This window comes from Mycolicibacterium novocastrense, assembly GCF_001570485.1.
Taxonomy (GTDB): domain Bacteria; phylum Actinomycetota; class Actinomycetes; order Mycobacteriales; family Mycobacteriaceae; genus Mycobacterium; species Mycobacterium novocastrense.
Map to the genome: position 1 here is coordinate 85,130 of NZ_BCTA01000028.1, position 20,612 is coordinate 105,741.

Consider the following 20,612-nt stretch of genomic DNA (forward strand, 5'->3'; position numbering starts at 1 on the left):
AGCCCAACGAACGCAGCCGCCGTGTAACACCGATTTAACAGCCGGTGCCTACGCTGCGACCATGGATCGGCAGAAGGAATTCGTGCTGCGCACGCTGGAGGAACGCGACATCCGCTTCGTCCGGCTGTGGTTCACCGACGTGCTCGGATACCTCAAGTCGGTCGCGATCGCCCCGGCCGAACTCGAGGGTGCCTTCGAAGAGGGGATCGGGTTCGACGGCTCGGCGATCGAAGGCTTCGCCCGGGTCTCGGAAGCCGACATGGTGGCCCGCCCCGATCCCTCCACCTTCCAGGTGCTGCCGTGGGCCGACGACTCCGGCCGACATCATTCGGCGCGGATGTTCTGCGACATCACCATGCCGGACGGCTCCCCGTCGTGGGCGGACTCGCGCCACGTGCTGCGCAGGCAGCTGGCCAAGGCCAGCGACCTCGGCTTTTCCTGCTACGTGCATCCCGAGATCGAGTTCTTCCTGCTCAAGCCCGGCGAGGACGACGGCACCCCGCCCGTGCCCGCCGACAACGGCGGCTACTTCGACCAGGCCGTCCACGATTCGGCACCCAACTTCCGCAGGCACGCCATCGACGCGCTCGAGCAGATGGGGATCTCGGTGGAGTTCAGCCACCACGAGGGCGCGCCCGGCCAGCAGGAGATCGACCTGCGCTACGCCGACGCGTTGTCGATGGCCGACAACGTGATGACGTTCCGCTACGTCGTCAAGGAGGTCGCGCTCGGGGACGGGGTGCGGGCGTCGTTCATGCCCAAGCCGTTCGCCGAGCATCCCGGGTCGGCCATGCACACGCACATGAGCCTGTTCGAGGGCGACACCAACGCCTTCCACAGCCCCGACGACCCGCTGCAACTGTCCGACGTCGCGAAGTCGTTCATCGCCGGGATCCTCGAGCACGCCAAGGAGATCAGCGCCGTCACCAACCAGTGGGTGAACTCCTACAAGCGCCTCGTCCACGGCGGCGAGGCGCCCACGGCGGCGTCCTGGGGCGCGGCCAACCGCTCGGCGCTGGTGCGGGTGCCGATGTACACGCCGCGCAAGGCGTCCTCACGCCGCGTGGAGGTGCGCAGCCCGGATTCGGCGTGCAACCCCTACCTGACTTTCGCGGTGCTGCTGGCAGCCGGGTTGCGCGGCATCGAGAAGAACTACGTGCTGGCGCCGGAGGCCGAGGACAACGTCTGGACGCTGACCTCCGAGGAGCGCATCGCGATGGGCTACAAGGAGCTGCCGGGCAGCCTCGGTGCAGCGCTCGAGCAGATGGAGACCTCCGAACTGGTCGCCGAGGCGTTGGGCGAGCACGTCTTCGACTACTTCCTGCGTAACAAGCGCGCGGAGTGGGAGAACTACCGCAGCCACGTCACACCGTTCGAGCTGAAGGCCTACCTGTCTCTCTAGGTGACTAGGCGAGATACCTTTTAGGCGTGGCCAAACCAGCGACGCAGCGTCCGAAGCTGCCGAGCGTAGGCCGGCTGGGTCTCGTCGAACCCACCGCGCCCGCGGATCTGGATCTGTTGGGCTGGACCACCGATGCGCACGTCGAGCTCCTCTGGTCGCTGTCGCGTGCCCCCGACGCCGACACCGCGCTGCGCACGATGGTCCGGCTGGCCGAGGCGCTGGGTGACGGCTGGGACGAACTCAACCGCGCCCTTCTCACCGACAAGAGCCTTCGGGGTCGGCTGTTCAGCCTGCTGGGTTCCTCGCTGGCCCTCGGTGACCACCTCGTCGCCAATCCGGAGAACTGGCGGCTGCTGGCCGGTGACGTCGCCCTGCCGACCCGCGACGCGCTGCGCGAGATGTTCGTCGCGCTGGCCGACGAAGCACCCGACACGTCGAGCGCACTGCAACCGCTGCGCAAGCTCTACCGCGACCGGCTGCTGGTGCTGGCCAGCCTGGACCTGGCGCCGACGGTGGAGAACGAACCGGTCCTGCCCTTCCCGACGATCGGCGAGCACCTGTCGGACCTCGCCGACGCGGCGCTGGCCGCCGCGTTGCATCTCGCGCTCAAGACGACCGGGGGTGAATCCCCGCCGCGGATCGCGATCATCGCGATGGGCAAATGCGGTGCGCGCGAACTGAACTACGTCAGCGACGTCGACGTCATCTTCGTCGCCGAGCCCGCCGACGCGTTGGCGACCCGGGTCGCCGGCGAGCTGATGCGGTTCGCGGCCGACGCCTTCTTCGAAGTCGACGCCGCGCTGCGGCCCGAAGGCAAACACGGCCAGCTGGTGCGCACGCTGGACTCCCATGTCGCCTACTACCAGCGGTGGGCCAAGACGTGGGAGTTCCAGGCCTTGCTGAAGGCGCGCCCGGCCGCGGGCGACCCCGAGCTCGGTCAGGCCTACGTCGACGCCCTGATGCCGATGGTGTGGACGGCCTGCGAGCGCGAGGACTTCGTCTCCGAGGTGCAGGCGATGAGAAGGCGGGTCGAGGAACTGGTGCCCGCCGGCCAACGGTCCCGCGAGATCAAGCTGGGGACCGGCGGGCTGCGTGACGTCGAATTCGCCGTGCAGCTACTGCAATTGGTGCACGGGCGCAACGACGAGCGGCTGCACGTCGCCTCGACGGTGGCCGCGCTGGCCGCACTCGGCGAGCGCGGCTACGTCGGGCGCGACGACGCCGCGAACCTGACCGCGTCCTACGAATTCCTGCGCCTGCTCGAGCACCGCCTGCAGTTGCAGCGGATGGTGCGCACCCACCTGCTGCCCGACGAGGACGACGACGAGTCGCTGCGCTGGTTGGCCAGGGCCGCGCACGTGCGGCCCGACGGCACCCGCGACGCGCTCGGCGTGTTGCGTGAAGAGCTCAAACGCCAGAGCCTGCGGGTGTCGCGGCTGCACGAGAAGCTGTTCTACCAACCGCTGCTGGAGTCCGTCGGGCAACCGGCACTGAGCATTTCGGACGGTATGACCCAGGCCGCCGCCGAACGGCAGCTGGCCGCACTGGGGTACGAAGGCCCGCAGAGCGCATTGACACACCTGGCCGCCCTCACGGGGAGCAGCGCCCGCCGTGGCCGCGTGCAGCAGGTCTTGTTGCCGACGCTGCTCAACTGGCTGTCGGACACCCCCGATCCCGATGCGGGGCTGCTGTCGTACCGCCGCATCAGCGATGCGCTGTCCGAACAGCGGTGGTTCCTGGCGACGCTGCGCGACGAGGGAGCCGTCGCCAAGCGCCTCATGCAGGTGCTCGGCACCTCGGCCTACATCCCGGAGCTGCTCATGCGGGCACCGGAGGTCATCCAGGCCTACGCCGACGGCCCCAACGGACCCAAACTGCTCGACGCCGAACCCGAGGCGGTCGCGCGGGCGCTGGTCGCCTCGGCCGCAAGGTATTCCGACCCGCAACGCGCGATCGCGGCGGCGCGCACGTTGCGCAGACGCGAGCTGGCCCGTATCGCCTCGGCCGATCTGCTGGGCATGCTCGAGGTCACCGAGGTGTGTCGCGCACTGACGTCGGTGTGGGTGGCCGTGCTGCAGGCCGCGCTCGAAGCGGTCATCCGCGCGCACACGCCCGACCGGGGGCCGCTGGCGCGGATCGCGGTGATCGGCATGGGCCGGCTGGGCGGCGGTGAACTGGGCTACGGTTCGGACGCCGACGTGCTGTTCGTGTGCGAACCCGAAGTGGGCGTTGAGGAATCGGCCGCGGTGAAATGGGCGGTGACCGTCGCCGAACAGGTGAGGTCCCTGCTCGGGACACCGAGTTCGGATCCGCCGCTGGAGGTCGACGCCAATCTGCGGCCGGAGGGGCGCAACGGTCCGCTGGTGCGCACCTTGTCCTCGTATCAGGCGTACTACGAGCGGTACGCGCAGACGTGGGAGGTGCAGGCGCTGCTGCGGGCCCACCGCGTGGCGGGCGATCTGGACTTGGGGAAGCGGTTCCTGCTCATGATCGACAAGATCCGCTACCCACCCGGCGGGGTGTCGGCCGAAGCGGTGCAGGAGATCCGGCGGATCAAGGCGCGGGTGGACGCCGAACGGCTGCCGCGGGGGGCCGACCCGAACACACACACCAAACTGGGGCGCGGAGGCCTCGCCGACATCGAGTGGACGGTGCAGTTGCTGCAGCTGCGCTTCGCGCACAAGGTGCCCGCACTGCACAACACGTCGACGCTGCAGTCGCTGAACGCGATCGGCGCCGCCGAACTGATCGCCGAGGGCGACGTCGAACTGCTGCGTCAGGCCTGGCTGACCGCGACGGGAGCACGGAACGCACTGGTGCTGGTGCGAGGTAAGCCGACCGACCAACTGCCCGGCCCCGGACGCCAGCTCAACGCCGTCGCGGTGGCCGCCGGCTGGGACACCGACGACGGCGGCGAGTTCCTCGACAACTACCTGCGCGTGACACGACGGGCAAAAGCCGTCGTGCGCAAGGTTTTCGGTGGCGAGACATAGAGGATAGGCACAGCCGATGAGCATGGATTTCGGGTTCGACGTGATCACCGACGAGGAGTACGAGCGCCAGCGCGCGCTGTACGGCCCGCTGACCGAGGCGGTGCGCCGGCTGATCTACGCGAGCCTGCACACCGAGATCGACGAGACCGCCGTGGCCGACGCGCAGGCAAAGATCGAGGCCGTCACGCAGATTCTCGAGAGCACGCAGCGCCCGGTGTCGTCGACCCTGCGGCACGAGGTCACCGGCCGTCCGCTGGCGTGGGCGAATCCCGCTGTGGGACTGCGTAATGCGATCGCACCCCCGATGGTCATCCATCACGAGGACGACGGCCGCTGCTGGAGTGAGTTCACGCTGAGCGGCGCCTACGAAGGCCCGCCCGGGTGGGTGCACGGGGGCATCTGCGCGTTGGTACTCGACCATCTGCTGGGCGAGGCCGCCAGCGACGGCCTGACCCAACCGAAGTTCACCGGCACCATCTCGCTGCGCTATCTGCGCGGCACACCGCTGGGGCCGCTGCGGGCGGAGGCGTTCGTGGAGCGGTCCGAGGGGGTCAAGACATTCGCCCGCGGATATCTGCTCGACGCGCAGGGTCCCACGGTGGAGGCCGAGGGCGTGTTCATCCAGCCGGCGTGGGCGAGGGATGCCGGATGAGGTTCTATGTCAGCCTGGCGTTCCTCGACACGACGGAAGTCGTCGAGATCGCCAAGGCGGCAGACGATCTCGGATACGAGGGGCTCGGGATCCCGGACCACGTGGTCAACCTCGAGACGTTGGAGACGCCGTACCCCTACACCAAAGACGGCAGCAGGCGCTGGGAGGCGTTCACCGACTGGCCCGATCCGTGGGTGCTGATCGGCGGGCTGGCCCTCGTGACCTCACGATCGCGGTTCGTCACCACCGTGTATCTGCCCGCGATGCGCGACCCCTACTCGGCGGCGAAGGCGATCGGCACCGCGGCCGTCCTGGCCGGCGGCCGACTCGAACTCGGCATCGGTGTCGGCTGGTGCGAGGAAGAGTTCACGTTGATGGGTCAGCAGTTCGCGCGGCGCGGAAAGCGCACCGACGAGATGCTCGAGTTGATGAAGGAGCTCTGGAAGCCGGGCTGGACGGAGTTCGACGGCGAGTTCTACCAGACGCCGAAGCTGGAGATGGAGCCGACGCCGCCGCCGATCCCGGTGTACGTCGGCGGGCTCTCGGATATCGCGCTGCGCCGCGCGGCGCGCCACGACGGCTGGATCGGCGACCTGATCACCACCGACCGGGCCCTCGAACGCGTCGCCAAGCTGCGCGAGCTGCGCGCCGAAAAGGGTTTGACCATGGACGGTTTCGAGGTGCTGACACCGCTGACCGACGCGTTCACCCCCGATCACTTCGACCGAGCGCAAGCCGGCGGCATCACCGGCATCATCACCATGCCGTGGATGTTCTACGCGGGCCCGCACGCCTCGTTGGCCGAGAAGATCGACGGGATGAAGCGGTTCCGCAAGGACCTTCGGCTCGACGCCTAACCCCAGCGCGCGATCACGTCGCCCACCGGTTGGCCCGCCGCGAGAGCCGCCATCACCAGTACCCGGGCCTGGCTGGGCCGAAGGGTCGGCACCATCACCGCCCCCGCCTTGACCATGTCGTCGCCGGGGCCGTACTCCGCTTTGACGGGGCCGGTCGGGACGCGGGTCGAGATCGCGAACGCGACGCCGGCCGGCGCATGCCGACGGACCGCGTCCACCACGCCCTCGCCGGCGTTGCCGGAACCCAGCGCCTCGACCACGATTCCGCGGGCGCCCGATGCGACCGCGGCATCGATCGGTCCGGGCCCGTCCCCGGGGTAGGCGGCCACGATGTCGACCCGCGGGGCGGCGGCGGCCGACACCTCGGCGATGAACGGGCGCCGCGCCGGCTGGGACAGGTTGAACGTGTTGTCGCCGACCGTTCCGATGGGTACGCCCGCGAACGCCGACAGGGCCGCGGTGTCCATCTTCCGGGTGCCCAGTGCCTGAAACACGGTGCCGTCGAACACGATCAACACACCTTGCTCGCGGGCGGCGGGGCTGGCCGCGACGGTCAGTGCGTCCCGCAGGTTCTTGGGCCCGTCGGCGTCGGGGGCGTCGGAGGACCGCTGCGCACCGGTCAGCACGATCGGCGGGGCACCGCGGTAGGTGACGTCCAACCACATCGCGGTGTCCTCCATGGTGTCGGTGCCGTGCGTGATGACCACCCCGTCGGCGCCGCCCTCCACCGCGTTCTTGGCGGCCGCGCCGATCGCGTCCCAGTCCGCGGGGGTCAGCTGCGAGCTGTCCTTCTGCATCAGGTCGACGATTTCGACGTCCAGTCCGGCGGCGAGTTCGTCGCCCCCGACGGTGGGCCGCCGCACTCCGCTGGGGTCGGTGCTCGTCGCGATCGTGCCGCCGGTGGTGATCACAACCAGGCGGGCGTTCTGGGCACCGGCCGGCGAAGCCGCCGGGCCGAGCATGCTCGTCACCGTCGCGACCGCTACCGCGGCCGCCAGAAGTCCTCTGCGCATCCGCGCGTCACCGCCGGAAGCGGCTCAGCAGGCCGCGCCGCCGAACCGGCGCAGCGGTGGTGGCCGCCGGTGCGGCCGTGCCGCTGACCACACGTCCGGGCGCCGCGGCCCCGACTCGGGTGCGGCGCCGGGCGTCGGCCGACCAGGCGCCCGCGCCCAAACCGGCGATCGCGAGGAAACCGAAGCAGTACAGCAACACGACTTCGCCGCCGTTCTCCATCGGCCAGAAGCTCGCCGGAGGGCCCTCGAGCGGCGGCCAGTGCTGCCAGAAGTAGGCCACCGCCATCTCACCCGAAGCGATGAAAGCCGCTATGCGGGTGAACAATCCGACGGCGATCAACAAACCGGCCACGAGTTCGATCAGGCCCGCCCACCACAGCGGCCACGAACCGGCCTCGATCGCGACCGGGGCCGCCACCGGCCAGCCGAACACCTTCTGCGATCCGTGCAGTGCAAAGAGAATTCCGGCGATGATCCGGAACAGGCTCAGGAATGGCGACGAGTAGCTGGACAGGCGTGCGTCGAAGGTCGTCATGCGCGTTTACCCTACGCGCAGACGCACTTCGGGCCGGGCGGTTTGACCCGCCCGGCCCGAAGTGTCGACTGGTGTTTACACGTCGAAGTACAGCGCAACCTCGTAGGGGTGCGGCCGGATCTGGACCGGCAGGATCTCGTTCTCGCGCTTGTAGGAAATCCAGGTCTCGATCAGGTCCTCGGTGAACACGCCACCCTCGGTGAGGTAGTCGTGGTCCTCTTCGAGCTTGTCGATGACCGCCGACAGCGAGGTGGGCGCCTGCGGAATGTTGGCGGCCTCCTCGGGCGGCAGTTCGTAGAGGTCCTTGTCCACCGGGGTCAGCGGTTCGATCTTCTTCTTGATGCCGTCGATGCCTGCCATCAGCATCGCCGCGAACGCCAGATACGGGTTACCCGAGCTGTCGGGGCAGCGGAACTCGAGGCGCTTGGCCTTGGGGTTGTTGCCCGTGATCGGGATGCGCACACACGCCGAGCGGTTCCGCTGGCTGTACACCAGGTTGATCGGCGCCTCGTAGCCGGGCACCAGGCGCTTGTAGGAGTTCACCGTCGGGTTGGTGAACGCCAGCAGCGACGGCGCGTGGTGCAGGATGCCGCCGATGTAGTGGCGCGCGAGGTCCGACAGGCCCGCGTAGCCGGACTCGTCGTGGAACAGCGGTTGGCCGTCCTTCCACAGCGACTGATGTGCGTGCATGCCCGAGCCGTTGTCACCGAACAGCGGCTTGGGCATGAAGGTGACCGTCTTGCCGGCCTGCCATGCGGTGTTCTTGATGATGTACTTGAACAGCAGCACATCGTCGGCCGCATGCAGCATCGTGTTGAACTTGTAGTTGATCTCGGCCTGGCCCGCGGTGCCGACCTCGTGGTGGCCGCGCTCGAGCACGAAGCCCGCGTTCTGCAGGTTGGTCGCCATCTGGTCGCGCAGGTCGACGTAGTGGTCGTACGGCGCGACCGGGAAGTAGCCGCCCTTCGGGCGCACCTTGTAACCGCGGTTCGCGCTGCCGTCGGCCTCGACCGGTTCGCCGGTGTTCCACCATCCGGCCTCGGAATCCACCTCGTAGAAGGTGCCGTTGATCCTGGAGTCGAACGTCACCGAGTCGAAGATGTAGAACTCGGCCTCGGCGCCGAAGTACGCCGTATCGGCGATGCCGGTGCTGGCCAGGTAGTTCTCCGCCTTGCGGGCGACGTTGCGAGGGTCGCGCGAGTAAGCCTCGCGGGTGAACGGATCATGCACGAAGAAGTTCATGTTCAGCGTCTTCGCGGCACGGAACGGGTCGATGCGTGCGGTCTCGGGGTCCGGCAGCAGCATCATGTCGGATTCGTGGATCGACTGGAATCCGCGAACCGACGAGCCGTCGAAGGCCAGACCGTCCTCGAAGACATCTTGGGTGAAGGCCGAAGCCGGGATCGAGAAGTGCTGGACGACGCCGGGCAGATCACAGAACCGGATGTCGACGTATTCGACATCCTCATCCTTGATCAGCTTGAGAATGTCGTCGGCCGTCTTTTCTGCCACTGAGTTTTCTCCTTTATCCAGTAACTCGCGGGTTGACGCTAAGGACACGATGTTGCACGGTCGTCAACCGAATGTTGCGCTGAAGTTACGCAATCACATCAGGGTCAGTCGCCGGCGGCCGATGGACTTTTTTTCAGTCCCATATCCTTCAGTGTATGGCCCGCACACTCGGGTCCTGGCTGTCGGGACCGGATCCGACCAGCGACGCGGGACCCAACGACTATCCCGGCAAGCGCCTCGGACTACCGGAGACCGGTCCGGGGTCCATCGCCCGGTTCGGCAGGCGGATCGCCGCGCTGATGCTCGACTGGTTCATCGCATACGGGCTGGTGGGGCTCGCGGTCAACCTCGGATTCATCAGCAAGGACGCCTTCCTCTACTCGCAGCTGGGCTCGACGTCCATCGCCGCGGTGTGGCTGGTTCTTGGCATCATCTCGGTGCGGTTGTACGGCTTCACACCCGGGCAGTGGGCGCTGGGGCTGCGGGTCGCCTCGATCGACCACCGCCAGCACGTCGGCATCGGCCGGGCCGCGGTGCGTGGTCTGCTGGTGTTCTTCGTCATACCCGCGCTGTTCACCGACAGGGACTTCCGCGGCTATCAGGACCGCTTCACCAACACGGCGGTCGTCCGGCGCTGAGCGGCCGCGGCGAAACGTCACGCCTCGTGGCGGATCTGGCCGTTCATCATCGTCATCGTGACGTTCGCCCGGGCGATGTCGTGCGGGTCGATCGCGAAGATGTTCTCATCCACGACGATCATGTCCGCGAGCTTGCCGACCTCGAGCGACCCCACCTTGTCGTCCATCCGGATCTGATAGGCCGCGCCGAGCGTGTTGGCGCGCACCGCCTCCGCGACGGTCAGCCGCTGGTCGGCGGGCGCCAGCACCGGCGCCTGCGGCCGGCCGATCAGCTGACGGGTGACACCGATCTGGATCGCTTCGAGCGGCTTGTAGGTGGAGAAGTAGCCCGCGGCCGGCCAGTCGGTGCCCAGCGAGATTCGTCCGCCGGACTTCAACACATCTCGGGGGCGGTACATCAGGTCCTGGCGTGGCCGACCGTAGCGGGCGGCCATGTTCTCCAGCGTGTCCGGATCGGCTGACATCCAGTTGGCCGAGAACTGGGCGACGACGCCGAGTTCGCCGAAACGCCGACTGTCGGGATCCTCGACGTAGACCAGATGCGCGATGGCGTGCCTGCGATCGCGCGGGGGATTGGCGGCCGAGGCCCGCTCGATCGCGTCGAGGGCGACGCGGGCGGTGCGCTCGCCGCAGGCGTGCACGTGCACGTCGAAACCCGCGGCGTCGACCTGACCGATGAGCTGGTGCCACTGTTGTTCGGTGAACGGCGAGCCGCCGGTGGAGTCGGGTCTGTCCGCGTAGGGCTCGATGAGCCAGGCGGTGTATCCGCCCTGGGTTCCGTCGCCGACGATCTTGACGACGTCGGCCCGGACCAGCTCGGTGGAGAACCGGTCCCTGATGTCGGTCAGCTCCTGCACGACGTCGTCCACCGGCGCCGATCGCACGCTGTAGGAGGCGACGACGCGGAACGGCAGCTGTCCGCGGTTCTCGACGTCGGTGTACAGGCCGATCAGCGCTCCCTGATCCGAGCCGATGGGTGGCACGCCGGCGTCGAACACCGACGTGATCCCGGCCGCGGAGGCCTTCGGCAGCCACGCCTCGAGCAGCCGCCCCATCGTCTGCGGTGAGATCGGCTCGATCGCGTCGACGAGACCCAGCACGGCGTTGACCTCGAGCACATATCCGGTCGGATCGCCGTTGGCGTCCCGCGCGTAATAGCTGAAACCCGGAATCGGATCAGGGGTGTCGCGGTTGACGCCGGCGATCTCGAGCGCCTTGCTGTTGGCCCACAGGCTGTGCCCGTCGATGGCGAAGAAGAAGCCCGGCCGGTCGGGCAGCACGCGGTCGAGGTCGGCGCGATCGGGTCCGTCGGGGCCGAACATGTCGACGCGCCAACCGAATCCGCGCACCGGCCCGGTCGGGTTCTGCTTCGCGTACCGCTCGATCGCGGCCAGCGCGTCCGCGCCCGTCGGCAGCTGCAGGTCGACACCGGAGGTGAGGAAGGCGCCGAGGAACGGGTGGGTGTGGCCCTCGACGAAGCCGGGCATCAGCAGCCGGCCCCCCAGGTCGACCACTCGGGTGTCGGGCCCGACCAGCGCCATGGCGCCCGCCTCGTCGCCGACGTGGGTGATGGTGTTGCCACGTACCGCGACCGCCTTCACCCACGGTGCCGGGCCGGCGACGGTGTAGATCGGTCCGTTGCGGAAGACGTAGTCGGCGCCCTGGTCTGCGGCCGTGGCGTCGGAGCCGGTCCCGGACGGGTCACTGGCCGAGCAGGCGCTGGCCGCGGTCGCGGCGAGAACCACAGCGCCGGCGCGCAGCACGGTGCGCCGACTCGCCCCGAATGCCGCGAAATGGGGCGCCCACTCGCAGGCGGTACACATACCGCGCCTCCGGCCGCAGCCCGCCCGAAGTCAGCGGCGCCGTCTGCTCTTCGCGCAAGCGCTCATCGCCGCCGCACCGTACGCTGCACTCCGCGCATCTTGGCCTGCGCCGGCAGCGGGCCCTTCGGCATCGCCGCGGGTCCGACCTTGGTGCCCAATGCGGCCAGCCGCGACTCCAGGGCGTCCAACTGCTTGACGGTGATGTTGGCGGGCAGCTTGTTCAGGTGGCGCTCCAGTTTGGCCAGCGGCACCTCGCCCTCGCCGTTGCCGATGATGACGTCGTAGATCGGGGTGTCGCCGACCAGCCGAGCCGTGCGCTTCTTCTCCTGCGCCAGCAGCGGCCGCACACGCGACGGCGACCCCTCGCCGACGAAGATGACACCGGGCCTGCCGATCACCCGGTGCACCGCGTCGAAGTGGCCCGTCGCCGCGACACCCGGCGTCACACGCCACTTGCCCCGCATGTTGTCCAGTGCCCAGGCTGCGGCGCCCGTCTGGCCCTCGGCCTTGCTGTACACCGACTTCTGGGCGCGCCTACCGAAGATGATGAACGCGACCAGGGCGCCGAGCACGATGCCCAGCGGAATCATCATGTAGGTGGTGAAGCCGCCCGCGAAGATGCCGAACGCCACCGAAGCGGCGACGATCAGCACGAATGCACCGATCATGTACGGCAGCAAGCGCTTGTCCTCTTTGCGCTGAAGCTGGAACGCCTGCCACAACTGGCTGCGGCGCTGTTTCGACGCCGCCTTACGAGCCGCCTTGGCTTCGGCCTTGGCGGCCTTCAGTGCCTGGGGATTGCGGGTTTTCGCCATTGCTTCAGGATACGGACGCCGATTTCGCCTGCGCGTACAACCGACCGGCACGGTAGGACGAGCGCACCAGCGGGCCGGCCAACACACCGGCGAAGCCGAGGCGCTGAGCGAACTGCTCGTGCTCGACGAACTCGTCGGGGTGCACCCAGCGCTCCACCGGGTGGTGGCGCACCGACGGGCGCAGGTACTGGGTGATCGTGACGATATGGCAGCCCGCGTCGTACAGATCGGTCAGCGCCGCCCGCACCTCATCGGGCGTCTCGCCCATCCCCAGGATCAGGTTCGACTTCGTCACCAGCCCGAAGTCGCGCGCCGCGGTCAGCACGTCGAGGCTTCGCTCGTAGCGAAACGCGGGCCGGATGCGCTTGAAGATTCGCGGAACCGTTTCGACGTTGTGCGCCAACACTTCTGGGCGGGATTCGAACACCTGCCGCAGCAGGGCCGGGTCGCCGTTGAAGTCGGGGATCAGCAACTCGACGCCGGTGTTGGGGTTGAGCGCTTTGATCGCGCGGACCGTCTCGGCGTAGAGCCACGCGCCACCGTCGGGCAGGTCGTCGCGGGCCACGCCGGTCACGGTCGCGTACTTCAGGCCCATCGCCTGCACGCTCTCTGCGACCCGACGCGGTTCGTCGCGGTCCAGTTCGGCGGGCTTGCCGGTGTCGATCTGGCAGAAGTCGCAGCGACGGGTGCACTGCTCGCCGCCGATCAGGAACGTCGCCTCGCGGTCCTCCCAGCACTCGAAGATGTTGGGGCAGCCGGCCTCTTCGCAGACGGTGTGCAGGCCCTCGCGCTTCACGAGCGCCTTGAGCTCCTGGTACTCCGGGCCCATCCGCGCGCGGGTCTTGATCCACGGCGGCTTGCGCTCGATCGGCGTCTCGGCGTTGCGGACCTCGAGACGCAGCAGCCGCCGGCCTTCCGGAGCCGCATGGCCGGCGACATTGGATGAACGAGCGACAGTCACTACGCCAACGCTACTACCAGCCGCCCGTCGAGGGCATCACACACGGCGTCGGCCACCTGGTCAGCGATGTCCGCGACGGCGATGCGGCGACCCAGTTCAGCCGTCAGCGAAGTGACCCCGGCGTCGGAGATTCCGCACGGCACGATCGCGCTGTACGCGGACAGGTCGCAGTCGCAGTTGAGCGCGAAGCCGTGCAGCGTGGTCGCCCGCGACACCCGGATGCCGATTGCGGCGATCTTGCGGGCCGGTCCAGAATCGTCCGCGGGGACCCACACCCCGGAGCGGCCTTCCACCCGGCCGGTCCGCACGCCGAGGTCGGTGCAGACCCTGATCAGCGACTCCTCGAGCCGCCGCACGAAGTTGACCACGTCGAGTGGTTCGGCCAGGCCGATGATCGGATAGCCGACGAGTTGGCCGGGGCCGTGCCAGGTGATCTTTCCGCCGCGGTCGGTGTCGATGACGGGGGTGCCGCCGGCGCCGGGGTTCGGCCGCTCGGTGGCGAGTGTGCGCCGCCCAGCGGTGTACACCGGCGGGTGCTCGAGCAGCAGCAGGGTGTCCGGGCCGCCCGCGACGCGCTGGTCGGCGATCGCTCGCTGCAGCTGCCAGGCGCTCTCGTAGTCGACCGAGCCCAGCCGGCGCACCTCGACCGGCACTGTCGCCGACCGGATCGATTGGGTCATGATGACGACGCTACTCCGGGTGTGCGGTGGCGAACGCCAACGCTTCACCAATGGTGTTGTGGTGGAAGACGAATCCGGCCCGCTCGAGTGCGGCGGGGATGGCGCGTTGACCGCCGAGCAGACCCTCGTCGGCGAATTCGCCCAGTGCGGCGCGCAGCGCGAACCCGGGCACCATCAGCGGTGTCGGGCGGTTGAGCGCGCGGCCCAACGCGGTGGTAAACTCGGCGTTGGTCACAGGCGCCGGGCCGGTGAGGTTCACCGGACCGGACAGCTCGTCGCGCGATATCGCGAACAGCAGCGCGCGGATCTCGTCCTCGAGGCTGATCCACGGCATGTACTGACGGCCGTCGCCCAGCCGAGCGCCCAGTCCCAGGGAGAACAGCGGCTTGAGCCTGCCGAGCATCCCTCCGGCCTGCGCCAGCACCAGCCCCGACCGCACGAGCACCACCCGGGCGCCGTCCTGCCGGGCGGGCCAGGTCGCGGCCTCCCAGCCCACGCACAGGTGGGCGAGGAACCCGTCGCCTGCCGGGGCCGTCTCGTCGGTGATCTGGGATCCGGTGTCGCCGTAGTAGCCGACCGCGCTGGCGTTGATCAGCACCGGCACACCGGCCTCGGCGACCGCGGTGGCCAGCACCTCGGTCGGTCCGATGCGGCTGTCACGCAGGCTCTGCTTGAAGGCGCCCGACCACCGCTTCTCGCCGACGTTCACCCCGCACAGGTTGACCACGGCGTCCACCCCGGCCAGCATCGCGGGGTCGAATTCGCCCGTGTCGGGGTTCCAGAACACCTCGTCGGCGTTGGACGGCGCGCGCCGGACGATGCGGAGCACCCGATGGTCGGTGGCGCGCAACGCGTAGACCAGAGCCGTACCGATCAGACCGGACGATCCCGCGATCGCGATGACGGGTTCGGACACGAGATTCTCTAGAGGCGTTCTAGAGACCCAGATCGGCCTCGAATGCGCCTTCTTCGAGGCGACGCTTGATGGTGGTCAGGAAGCGTCCGGCGTCGGCGCCGTCGATCAACCGGTGGTCGTAGGTCAGCGGCAGGTAACACACCGAGCGCACACCGATCGACTCGTTGCCGAACTCGTCGGCGATCACCCGCGGCCGTTTGACGATCGCCCCGGTTCCCAGCATCGCCGCTTGCGGCGGGACCAGGATCGGCGTGTCGAACAGCGCGCCCTGGCTGCCGATGTTGGTGATGGTGAACGTCCCGCCGGACAGTTCGTCGGGCTTGAGGTCACCCGACCGGGCGCGCGTGGCGATGTCAGCGATCGCGCGGGCCAGTCCGGCCAACGACAGATCACCGGCGTTCTTGATCACCGGCGAAAGCAGACCCTGCTCGGTGTCAACCGCGATCCCGAGGTGCTCGGCGTCGTAGTAGGTGATCTCCTTGGTTTCCTCGTTGTAGCTGGCGTTGACGTTGGGATGCGCCTTGAGCGCGTCGATGACGGCGACGGCGATGAACGGCAGGTACGTCAGGTTCACGCCCTCGCGTTCGGCGAAGCCGGCCTTCGCCCGTGCCCGCAGCGACACGATCCTGGTCATGTCGACCTCGTGGGTCTGCGTCAATTGCGCTGTCGCCTGCAGGGATTCGCGTGTCTTCTTCGCGGTCAGCTGCCGGATCCGGGTGGCCTTCTGCGTGGTGCCGCGCAGGTGTGCGAGCGAAGCGGCCGGCGCGTTGGCATCCGCGGACGCCGTCGCCGCCGCAGCCGACCTGCCCGGAGCCTCGGCCGCCTTCTCGGTCGATTCCGCCGGCGCCTTGCCCGCCTCCGCGGCCGCGAGCACGTCCTGCTTACGGATGCGGCCGCCGACCCCGGTGCCTTTCACGCTGGCGAGGTCAACGTTGTTCTCCGCGGCCAGCTTTCGCACCAACGGGGTGACGTAGGGCCCCGAATCGCTCGCCGGCTGCGGTTCGGACTTGGGCTCCGGTTTGGGCTCGGGCTTCTTGTCTTCCTTGGGCTCGGGCTCCTGCTTCGGTTCCGGCTTCTTGTCTTCCTTCGCCTTGTCTTCCTTGGCTTCGGGTTCGGGTTCGGGTTCCGGTTCGGGTTCGGGTTCGGGTTCGGGTTCTGGCTCGGCCTCGGCTTCTGCGTCGGCATCACCGATCTTGGCCAGCTCGCCGCCCACCTCGACGGTGTCGTCCTCTTCTGCGGTGATCGAAATCAAGGTGCCTGCCACGGGCGAGGGAATCTCGGTGTCGACCTTGTCGGTTGACACCTCGAGCAGCGGCTCATCGACTTCCACGCTGTCGCCGACCTTCTTCAGCCATCGGGTCACGGTGCCTTCGGTCACCGACTCGCCGAGTTCGGGCATCAGCACCGGCGTGGACTTACCTGAGGCCCCACCCGAGGACTTCGCGGCGGGCTTGTCCTCCTTCTCCTCGGGCTCGGGTTCTGATTCCGTCTCTTCGGCGGCGGGCTCGGGCTGCGCGGCCGGTTCCTCGGCCGGCTTCTCCTCTTCGGCGGGCTGCTCCTGGTCCTCCGAGCCTTCATCGTCGCCGTCCGACGCGTCGTCCTCGGAGTCATCGGAGCCTGCGGAGTCGCCGTCCTCGTCGGCATCACCGATGACCGCCAACTCGCCGCCCACCTCGACGGTGTCGTCCTCCTGGGCGATGATCTTCTTCAGCACACCGGAAGCGGGCGCGGGGATCTCGGTGTCGACCTTGTCGGTGGAGACTTCGAGCAGAGGCTCATCCTGTTCGACCGTGTCACCCTCTTGCTTGAGCCATCGGGTGACAGTCCCCTCGGTAACGCTCTCACCGAGTGCGGGCATCTGAACGGAGATGGCCATTGATTGACTCCCTCGCTCCCTTGAACGGTCGTCAGTCGTGCTGGGTGATTGTCTGCATACCCATCCTGTCACGTCCGGACTCGCAGTTCGCCGCAGACCGTCCGACCCACTCCTCTGGCACTATCGGAAAGAGGCGATCGGAGGGAGCGCGGACGCGAGTGGGAGTCCTCGACAGGTTTCGGCGCGGTAAGCGCAAAGGCGTGGGTCCGGGTGGCGACCCCGCCGCGGATCTGAACTATCTCCGGCAGTGGGTCGCCACCCACACCGGCGTGGAAGCTTTCGTGGAACCCAAGACCACCGTCACCGACGTCACCGTGGTGCTGGTCGCCGCCGACGGGGAATGGACGCGGCGGCGCGCCGGGGGAGACGCCGGCGCACGCCGGCTGTCGGAACGGCTGAAGATCCCGGTCTACGACGTGCAGAAAGTCGGCTACCCGCAGCGGATGCGCGACTACGACGAGAAGCGTCGCATCGAGCGCCGACGCGCTGCTCGCCGTGAACTAGACGAGCGCTGACGAACGCACTGATACGGTACCGGCGGTTCCGCCAAGTCACGGGAGGTGCGATGGGGGACGTCGCTGCGCGGTTCGTCGACAGCACGGACGACGTGCGGATCGCGGTCTACGAAGAAGGCGATCCTGAGGGTCCGACCCTGGTCCTCGTGCACGGGTGGCCCGACTCGCACGTGCTGTGGGACGGCGTGGTGCCGCTGCTGTCCGACCGGTTCCGCATCGTGCGCTACGACAACCGCGGTGTCGGGAAATCGACTGGGCCCAAACGGGTCTCGGCCTATCACATGTCTCGGTACGCGGATGACTTCGAAGCGGTCATCGCCGCGGTGAGCCCGGGCGAGCCGGTACACGTGCTCGCCCACGACTGGGGCTCGGCGGCCATGTGGGAATACCTGGCCCGGCCGGGGGCCGGCGACCGGGTCGCGTCGTTCACCTCGATCTCCGGACCCAGCATCGACCACCTCAACGCCTTCATCACCAGTAGCCTGGTGCGCCCGTGGCGTCCGCGCCGATTCGTGCGCGCACTGAGTCAGTTCCTGTCCTTCGCCTATATGGGCTTCTTCTCGATCCCGGTGCTCGCACCGCTGGCGGTGCGTGGCTTCGTCGCGAACCTGGTGCGCCAGATCCTTTTGGTGCGCGACGGCATCCCGCATGAGCAACTGCACCACGGTGCGACCTATAAGGCCGATGCCGCCAAGAGCGTCAAGGTCTACGGCGCCAACTACCTGCGCTCGATGACGCCGGGGCGCAAGGACCATTACGTCGATGTCCCGGTGCAGCTCATCGTCAACACCAGGGACCCGTTCGTGCGGCCCCACGTCTACGAGGACACCGCCCGATGGGTGGCGCGACTGTGGCGCCGCGACATCTCCGCCGGGCACTGGTCGCCGATGTCGCATCCGCAGGCCATCGCCGGCTCAGTCGAGCAGCTCGTCGATTTCCTCGGCGGTAAGCCGCCCGCGCGTGAACTGCTGCGTGCGCAGGTCGGCAGGCCACGCGAATACTTCGGCGACACACTGGTTTCCATCACGGGTGCGGGTAGCGGTATCGGCCGTGCGACGGCGTTGGCGTTCGCCCGCGAGGGCGCCGAGATCGTGGTCAGCGATGTCGACGAGGGCACCGCGAAGGAAACCGCGGAGCAGGTCGCCGCGCGCGGCGGAATCGCGCACGCCTACACCGTCGACGTGTCCGACGCCGACGCCGTCGAACGGTTCGCCGAAAAGGTGTGCGCAGAACACGGGGTCCCCGACATCGTGGTCAACAACGCCGGCGTCGGGCACGCGGGCATGTTCCTGGACACCCCGCGCGAGGAGTACGACCGCGTGCTGTCCATCAACTTCGGTGGAGTCGTCAACTGCTGCAGGTCTTTTGGGCGCAGGATGGTCGACCGCGGGCTCGGTGGGCACGTCGTCAACATCTCCTCGATGGCGGCGTACTCACCGCAGCAGTCGATGAACGCCTATGCCACCAGCAAGGCGGCGGTGTTCATGTTCGGCGACTGCCTGCGCGCGGAATTGGACCAGGCGGGCGTCGGCCTGACCACGGTGTGCCCCGGCGTCATCGACACCAACATCGTGCACACCACCCGGTTCGACATCCCCGACTCCAAGCGGGACAAGGTCGAAGCCCGTCGCGCGCAGCTCGAGAAGGCGTTCTCCCGGCGGCGCTACGGCCCGGACAAGGTGGCGAACGCGATCGTGTCGGCGGTCAAGAAGAACAAGCCGATCCGCCCGGTCGCCCCGGAGGCCCACATCGTCTACGGCGTCGCACACCTTCTGCCGCAGGTGATGCGCAGCACCGCTCGCGGCAAGGTCGTCTAGCGCCGAAGCCGACGTTTTGGCGGGTTTTTGCGAGCGAAAGCCGCCAAAGCGTCGGTCCCGGCGGAAGGGCCTACCCGCTCGCCGATATGTCCTCCAGGACCGCGAACATCGTCCGCGTCGGCACACCTGTACCGCCCTTACCCGTGTAACCCCACGGCCCTCCCGTGTTGTACGCCGGGCCGGCGATGTCGATGTGGGCCCACTGCACACCCTCGGGCACGAACTCGCGCAGGTAAGTCCCCGCGACGAGCATGCCGGCATAGCGCGAACCGCTGACGTTGGCGAGGTCGGCGACCGTCGACTTCAGATCGTCCTTGAGTTCCTCGGGCAACGGCATCGCCCAAGCGTTCTCGCCGACCGCCTGCGAAATCCGCGCCACCCGGTCGCGGAACTCGTCACTGCCCATGACCCCCGGAGTGCGGGCGCCGAGCGCGACGGTCTGGGCACCGGTCAGCGTCGACGTCTCGATCAGGTAGTCCGGCTTGTCCTCGCCGGCGCGCACGATCGCGTCGGCCAGGATCAGCCTGCCCTCGGCGTCGGTGTTGAGCACCTCGACCGTGATGCCGCCGTATTGCGTCAACACGTCACCGGGGCGCTGCGCGGTCGCCGACGGCATGTTCTCGGCCATCGGCACCGTGGCGATCACGTCGATGGGCAGTTTCTGCTTGGCCGCCAGCACCACTGTGGCGATGACGGCCGCCGCGCCGCCCATGTCGGAGGTCATGTGGTGCATGTTCGCCGCGGGTTTGATCGAGATGCCGCCGGTGTCGAACGTGATCCCCTTACCGACCAGCGCGACACGCTTGCCTTTGCGCTTGGCGCCCTTGTGCGTCAGCCGCACCAGCCTCGGCGGCCGCGACGAACCCTTGCCGACGCCGATGATGCCGCCGTAACCGGCCTTCTCCAATGCCTTCTCGTCGAGGACCTCGACCGACAAACCGGCCGATTCACCCAATGCCTTTGCGCGCCGGGCGAACTCGTCGGGGAACAGGTGGCTGGGCGGAGTGTTGACGAAATCGCGGGCGGTGGCCACCGCGGTCGCGATGTCGGCGGCGCGTTGTGCGGCCTCCTTGGTGGCGGACTTGGTGTCGGGGGCCAGTGCGGTGATCTCGCGCAGGCCTGCGTCCTTGGGTGCGGTCTTGTCGCTGCGGAAATCGCTGAACCGGTATGCGCCGAGAATCAGGCCCTCGACCGCGGCCGCCAGATCCACGCCCGACAGTGTTGTCAGCACCGACTCGGTGCCGTTGAGCGAGCGGGCCGCCACGCCCGCCGCGCGGCGGATGACATCGGCCGGGTAGCCGTCGCGTGACTTACCGAGCCCGACGGCCAGCACGCTGCCCACCGGAAGCGACGGTGCCACGACGCGCGTGACCTGTTCGCTGCCGCCCTTGGCGCCCAGCGCCGCCAGCGCGGACTCGATCTCGGCGACCGCCGCGGGGTCCAGGAATGAGCTGGGCACCACCTTCGCCGCTGAATCGTCGTCCCCGTTCACCACGGGAACGATCAGCACCGAGCCGTCGGCTTTGCGTTTGGGCAGCGACGTGCTGACGGTGACGGTCGGGGTCTGATATCCAGAGGTTGCAGGGCTCACGAATCCCAACCCTAGC

At 68.4% G+C, this 20,612-nt stretch carries 17 protein-coding genes; 7 read left to right on the forward strand and 10 right to left on the reverse strand.

What is annotated here, in order from left to right:
- The first annotated feature begins 61 nt into the window (after window positions 1–61).
- Genes glnA (RMCN_RS11030) through RMCN_RS11045 form a run of 4 tightly spaced genes read left to right on the forward strand, consistent with a single transcriptional unit; the run spans window position 62 to window position 5,904 of the window.
- Entirely contained in the window at window positions 62–1,402 is a 1,341-nt protein-coding gene (gene glnA, locus RMCN_RS11030; RefSeq protein WP_064347333.1) for a type I glutamate--ammonia ligase, read from the forward strand.
- A 26-nt stretch (window positions 1,403–1,428) separates the two neighbouring features.
- Window positions 1,429–4,395, forward strand: coding sequence for a bifunctional [glutamine synthetase] adenylyltransferase/[glutamine synthetase]-adenylyl-L-tyrosine phosphorylase (locus tag RMCN_RS11035; protein ID WP_067389103.1), 2,967 nt, complete (start codon window positions 1,429–1,431; stop codon window positions 4,393–4,395).
- A gap of 16 nt (window positions 4,396–4,411) precedes the next feature.
- Window positions 4,412–5,047, forward strand: coding sequence for a PaaI family thioesterase (locus RMCN_RS11040; protein WP_064416416.1), 636 nt, complete (start codon window positions 4,412–4,414; stop codon window positions 5,045–5,047).
- Window positions 5,044–5,904 (forward strand): TIGR03619 family F420-dependent LLM class oxidoreductase, encoded by an 861-nt coding sequence (locus tag RMCN_RS11045; protein WP_064416415.1) that lies wholly within the window; start codon window positions 5,044–5,046, stop codon window positions 5,902–5,904. Before RMCN_RS11040 ends, RMCN_RS11045 begins: the two co-directional genes overlap by 4 nt.
- Here the strand turns inward: RMCN_RS11045 and RMCN_RS11050 are convergent.
- From RMCN_RS11050 to glnA (RMCN_RS11060), 3 genes are all read right to left on the reverse strand, one after another.
- The gene (locus tag RMCN_RS11050; RefSeq protein WP_064416492.1) at window positions 5,901–6,866 is read right to left on the reverse strand and encodes an asparaginase; all 966 of its coding nucleotides are present in this window, start codon (window positions 6,864–6,866) and stop codon (window positions 5,901–5,903) included. The genes RMCN_RS11045 and RMCN_RS11050 overlap by 4 nt on opposite strands.
- Before the next feature lie 58 nt (window positions 6,867–6,924).
- Entirely contained in the window at window positions 6,925–7,452 is a 528-nt protein-coding gene (locus RMCN_RS11055; RefSeq protein ID WP_067389105.1) for a DoxX family protein, read from the reverse strand.
- A gap of 75 nt (window positions 7,453–7,527) precedes the next feature.
- Window positions 7,528–8,964 (reverse strand): type I glutamate--ammonia ligase, encoded by a 1,437-nt coding sequence (gene glnA / locus RMCN_RS11060; RefSeq protein ID WP_064416413.1) that lies wholly within the window; start codon window positions 8,962–8,964, stop codon window positions 7,528–7,530.
- Between the two features lie 155 nt (window positions 8,965–9,119).
- On the opposite strand from glnA (RMCN_RS11060), the gene RMCN_RS11065 reads away from it, so the two are divergent.
- Window positions 9,120–9,602, forward strand: a complete 483-nt coding sequence (locus RMCN_RS11065) for an RDD family protein (RefSeq protein ID WP_067389107.1) — start codon at window positions 9,120–9,122, stop codon at window positions 9,600–9,602.
- A 17-nt stretch (window positions 9,603–9,619) separates the two neighbouring features.
- Here the strand turns inward: RMCN_RS11065 and RMCN_RS11070 are convergent, their stop codons facing one another.
- The 6 genes from RMCN_RS11070 to sucB form a co-directional block, all read right to left on the reverse strand.
- A complete protein-coding gene (locus tag RMCN_RS11070) occupies window positions 9,620–11,425 on the reverse strand; it encodes an amidohydrolase (protein ID WP_165604435.1) in 1,806 nt (601 codons plus the stop codon).
- Window positions 11,426–11,487: 62 nt separating this feature from the next.
- Window positions 11,488–12,240, reverse strand: a complete 753-nt coding sequence (locus tag RMCN_RS11075) for a DUF4191 domain-containing protein (protein ID WP_064416411.1) — start codon at window positions 12,238–12,240, stop codon at window positions 11,488–11,490.
- 4 nt (window positions 12,241–12,244) lie between these two features.
- Window positions 12,245–13,201 carry a lipoyl synthase gene (gene lipA / locus RMCN_RS11080; RefSeq protein ID WP_064416410.1) on the reverse strand — a complete coding sequence of 319 codons (957 nt, stop codon included), beginning with the start codon at window positions 13,199–13,201 and terminating at the stop codon, window positions 12,245–12,247.
- The gene (gene lipB, locus RMCN_RS11085; RefSeq protein WP_067389109.1) at window positions 13,201–13,881 is read right to left on the reverse strand and encodes a lipoyl(octanoyl) transferase LipB; all 681 of its coding nucleotides are present in this window, start codon (window positions 13,879–13,881) and stop codon (window positions 13,201–13,203) included. The genes lipA and lipB overlap by 1 nt, the downstream gene beginning before the upstream one ends.
- Window positions 13,882–13,891: 10 nt before the next feature.
- Complete coding sequence (locus RMCN_RS11090) at window positions 13,892–14,797, reverse strand: TIGR01777 family oxidoreductase (protein ID WP_067389111.1); 906 nt, start codon at window positions 14,795–14,797, stop codon at window positions 13,892–13,894.
- Between the two features lie 19 nt (window positions 14,798–14,816).
- Entirely contained in the window at window positions 14,817–16,673 is a 1,857-nt protein-coding gene (gene sucB / locus RMCN_RS11095) for a 2-oxoglutarate dehydrogenase, E2 component, dihydrolipoamide succinyltransferase (RefSeq protein ID WP_067389113.1), read from the reverse strand.
- Window positions 16,674–16,831: 158 nt separating this feature from the next.
- Between sucB and RMCN_RS11100 the strand changes: the two genes are divergently transcribed.
- Both RMCN_RS11100 and RMCN_RS11105 read left to right on the forward strand, forming a co-directional pair.
- Window positions 16,832–17,188: a hypothetical protein gene (locus RMCN_RS11100; RefSeq protein WP_064416406.1), complete on the forward strand. Its 357-nt coding sequence runs from the start codon at window positions 16,832–16,834 to the stop codon at window positions 17,186–17,188.
- A 50-nt stretch (window positions 17,189–17,238) separates the two neighbouring features.
- Complete coding sequence (locus RMCN_RS11105) at window positions 17,239–19,005, forward strand: SDR family oxidoreductase (RefSeq protein WP_067389115.1); 1,767 nt, start codon at window positions 17,239–17,241, stop codon at window positions 19,003–19,005.
- Between the two features lie 70 nt (window positions 19,006–19,075).
- Here the strand turns inward: RMCN_RS11105 and RMCN_RS11110 are convergent, their stop codons facing one another.
- Window positions 19,076–20,596: a leucyl aminopeptidase gene (locus RMCN_RS11110; RefSeq protein WP_067389481.1), complete on the reverse strand. Its 1,521-nt coding sequence runs from the start codon at window positions 20,594–20,596 to the stop codon at window positions 19,076–19,078.
- Window positions 20,597–20,612: the final 16 nt, after the last annotated feature.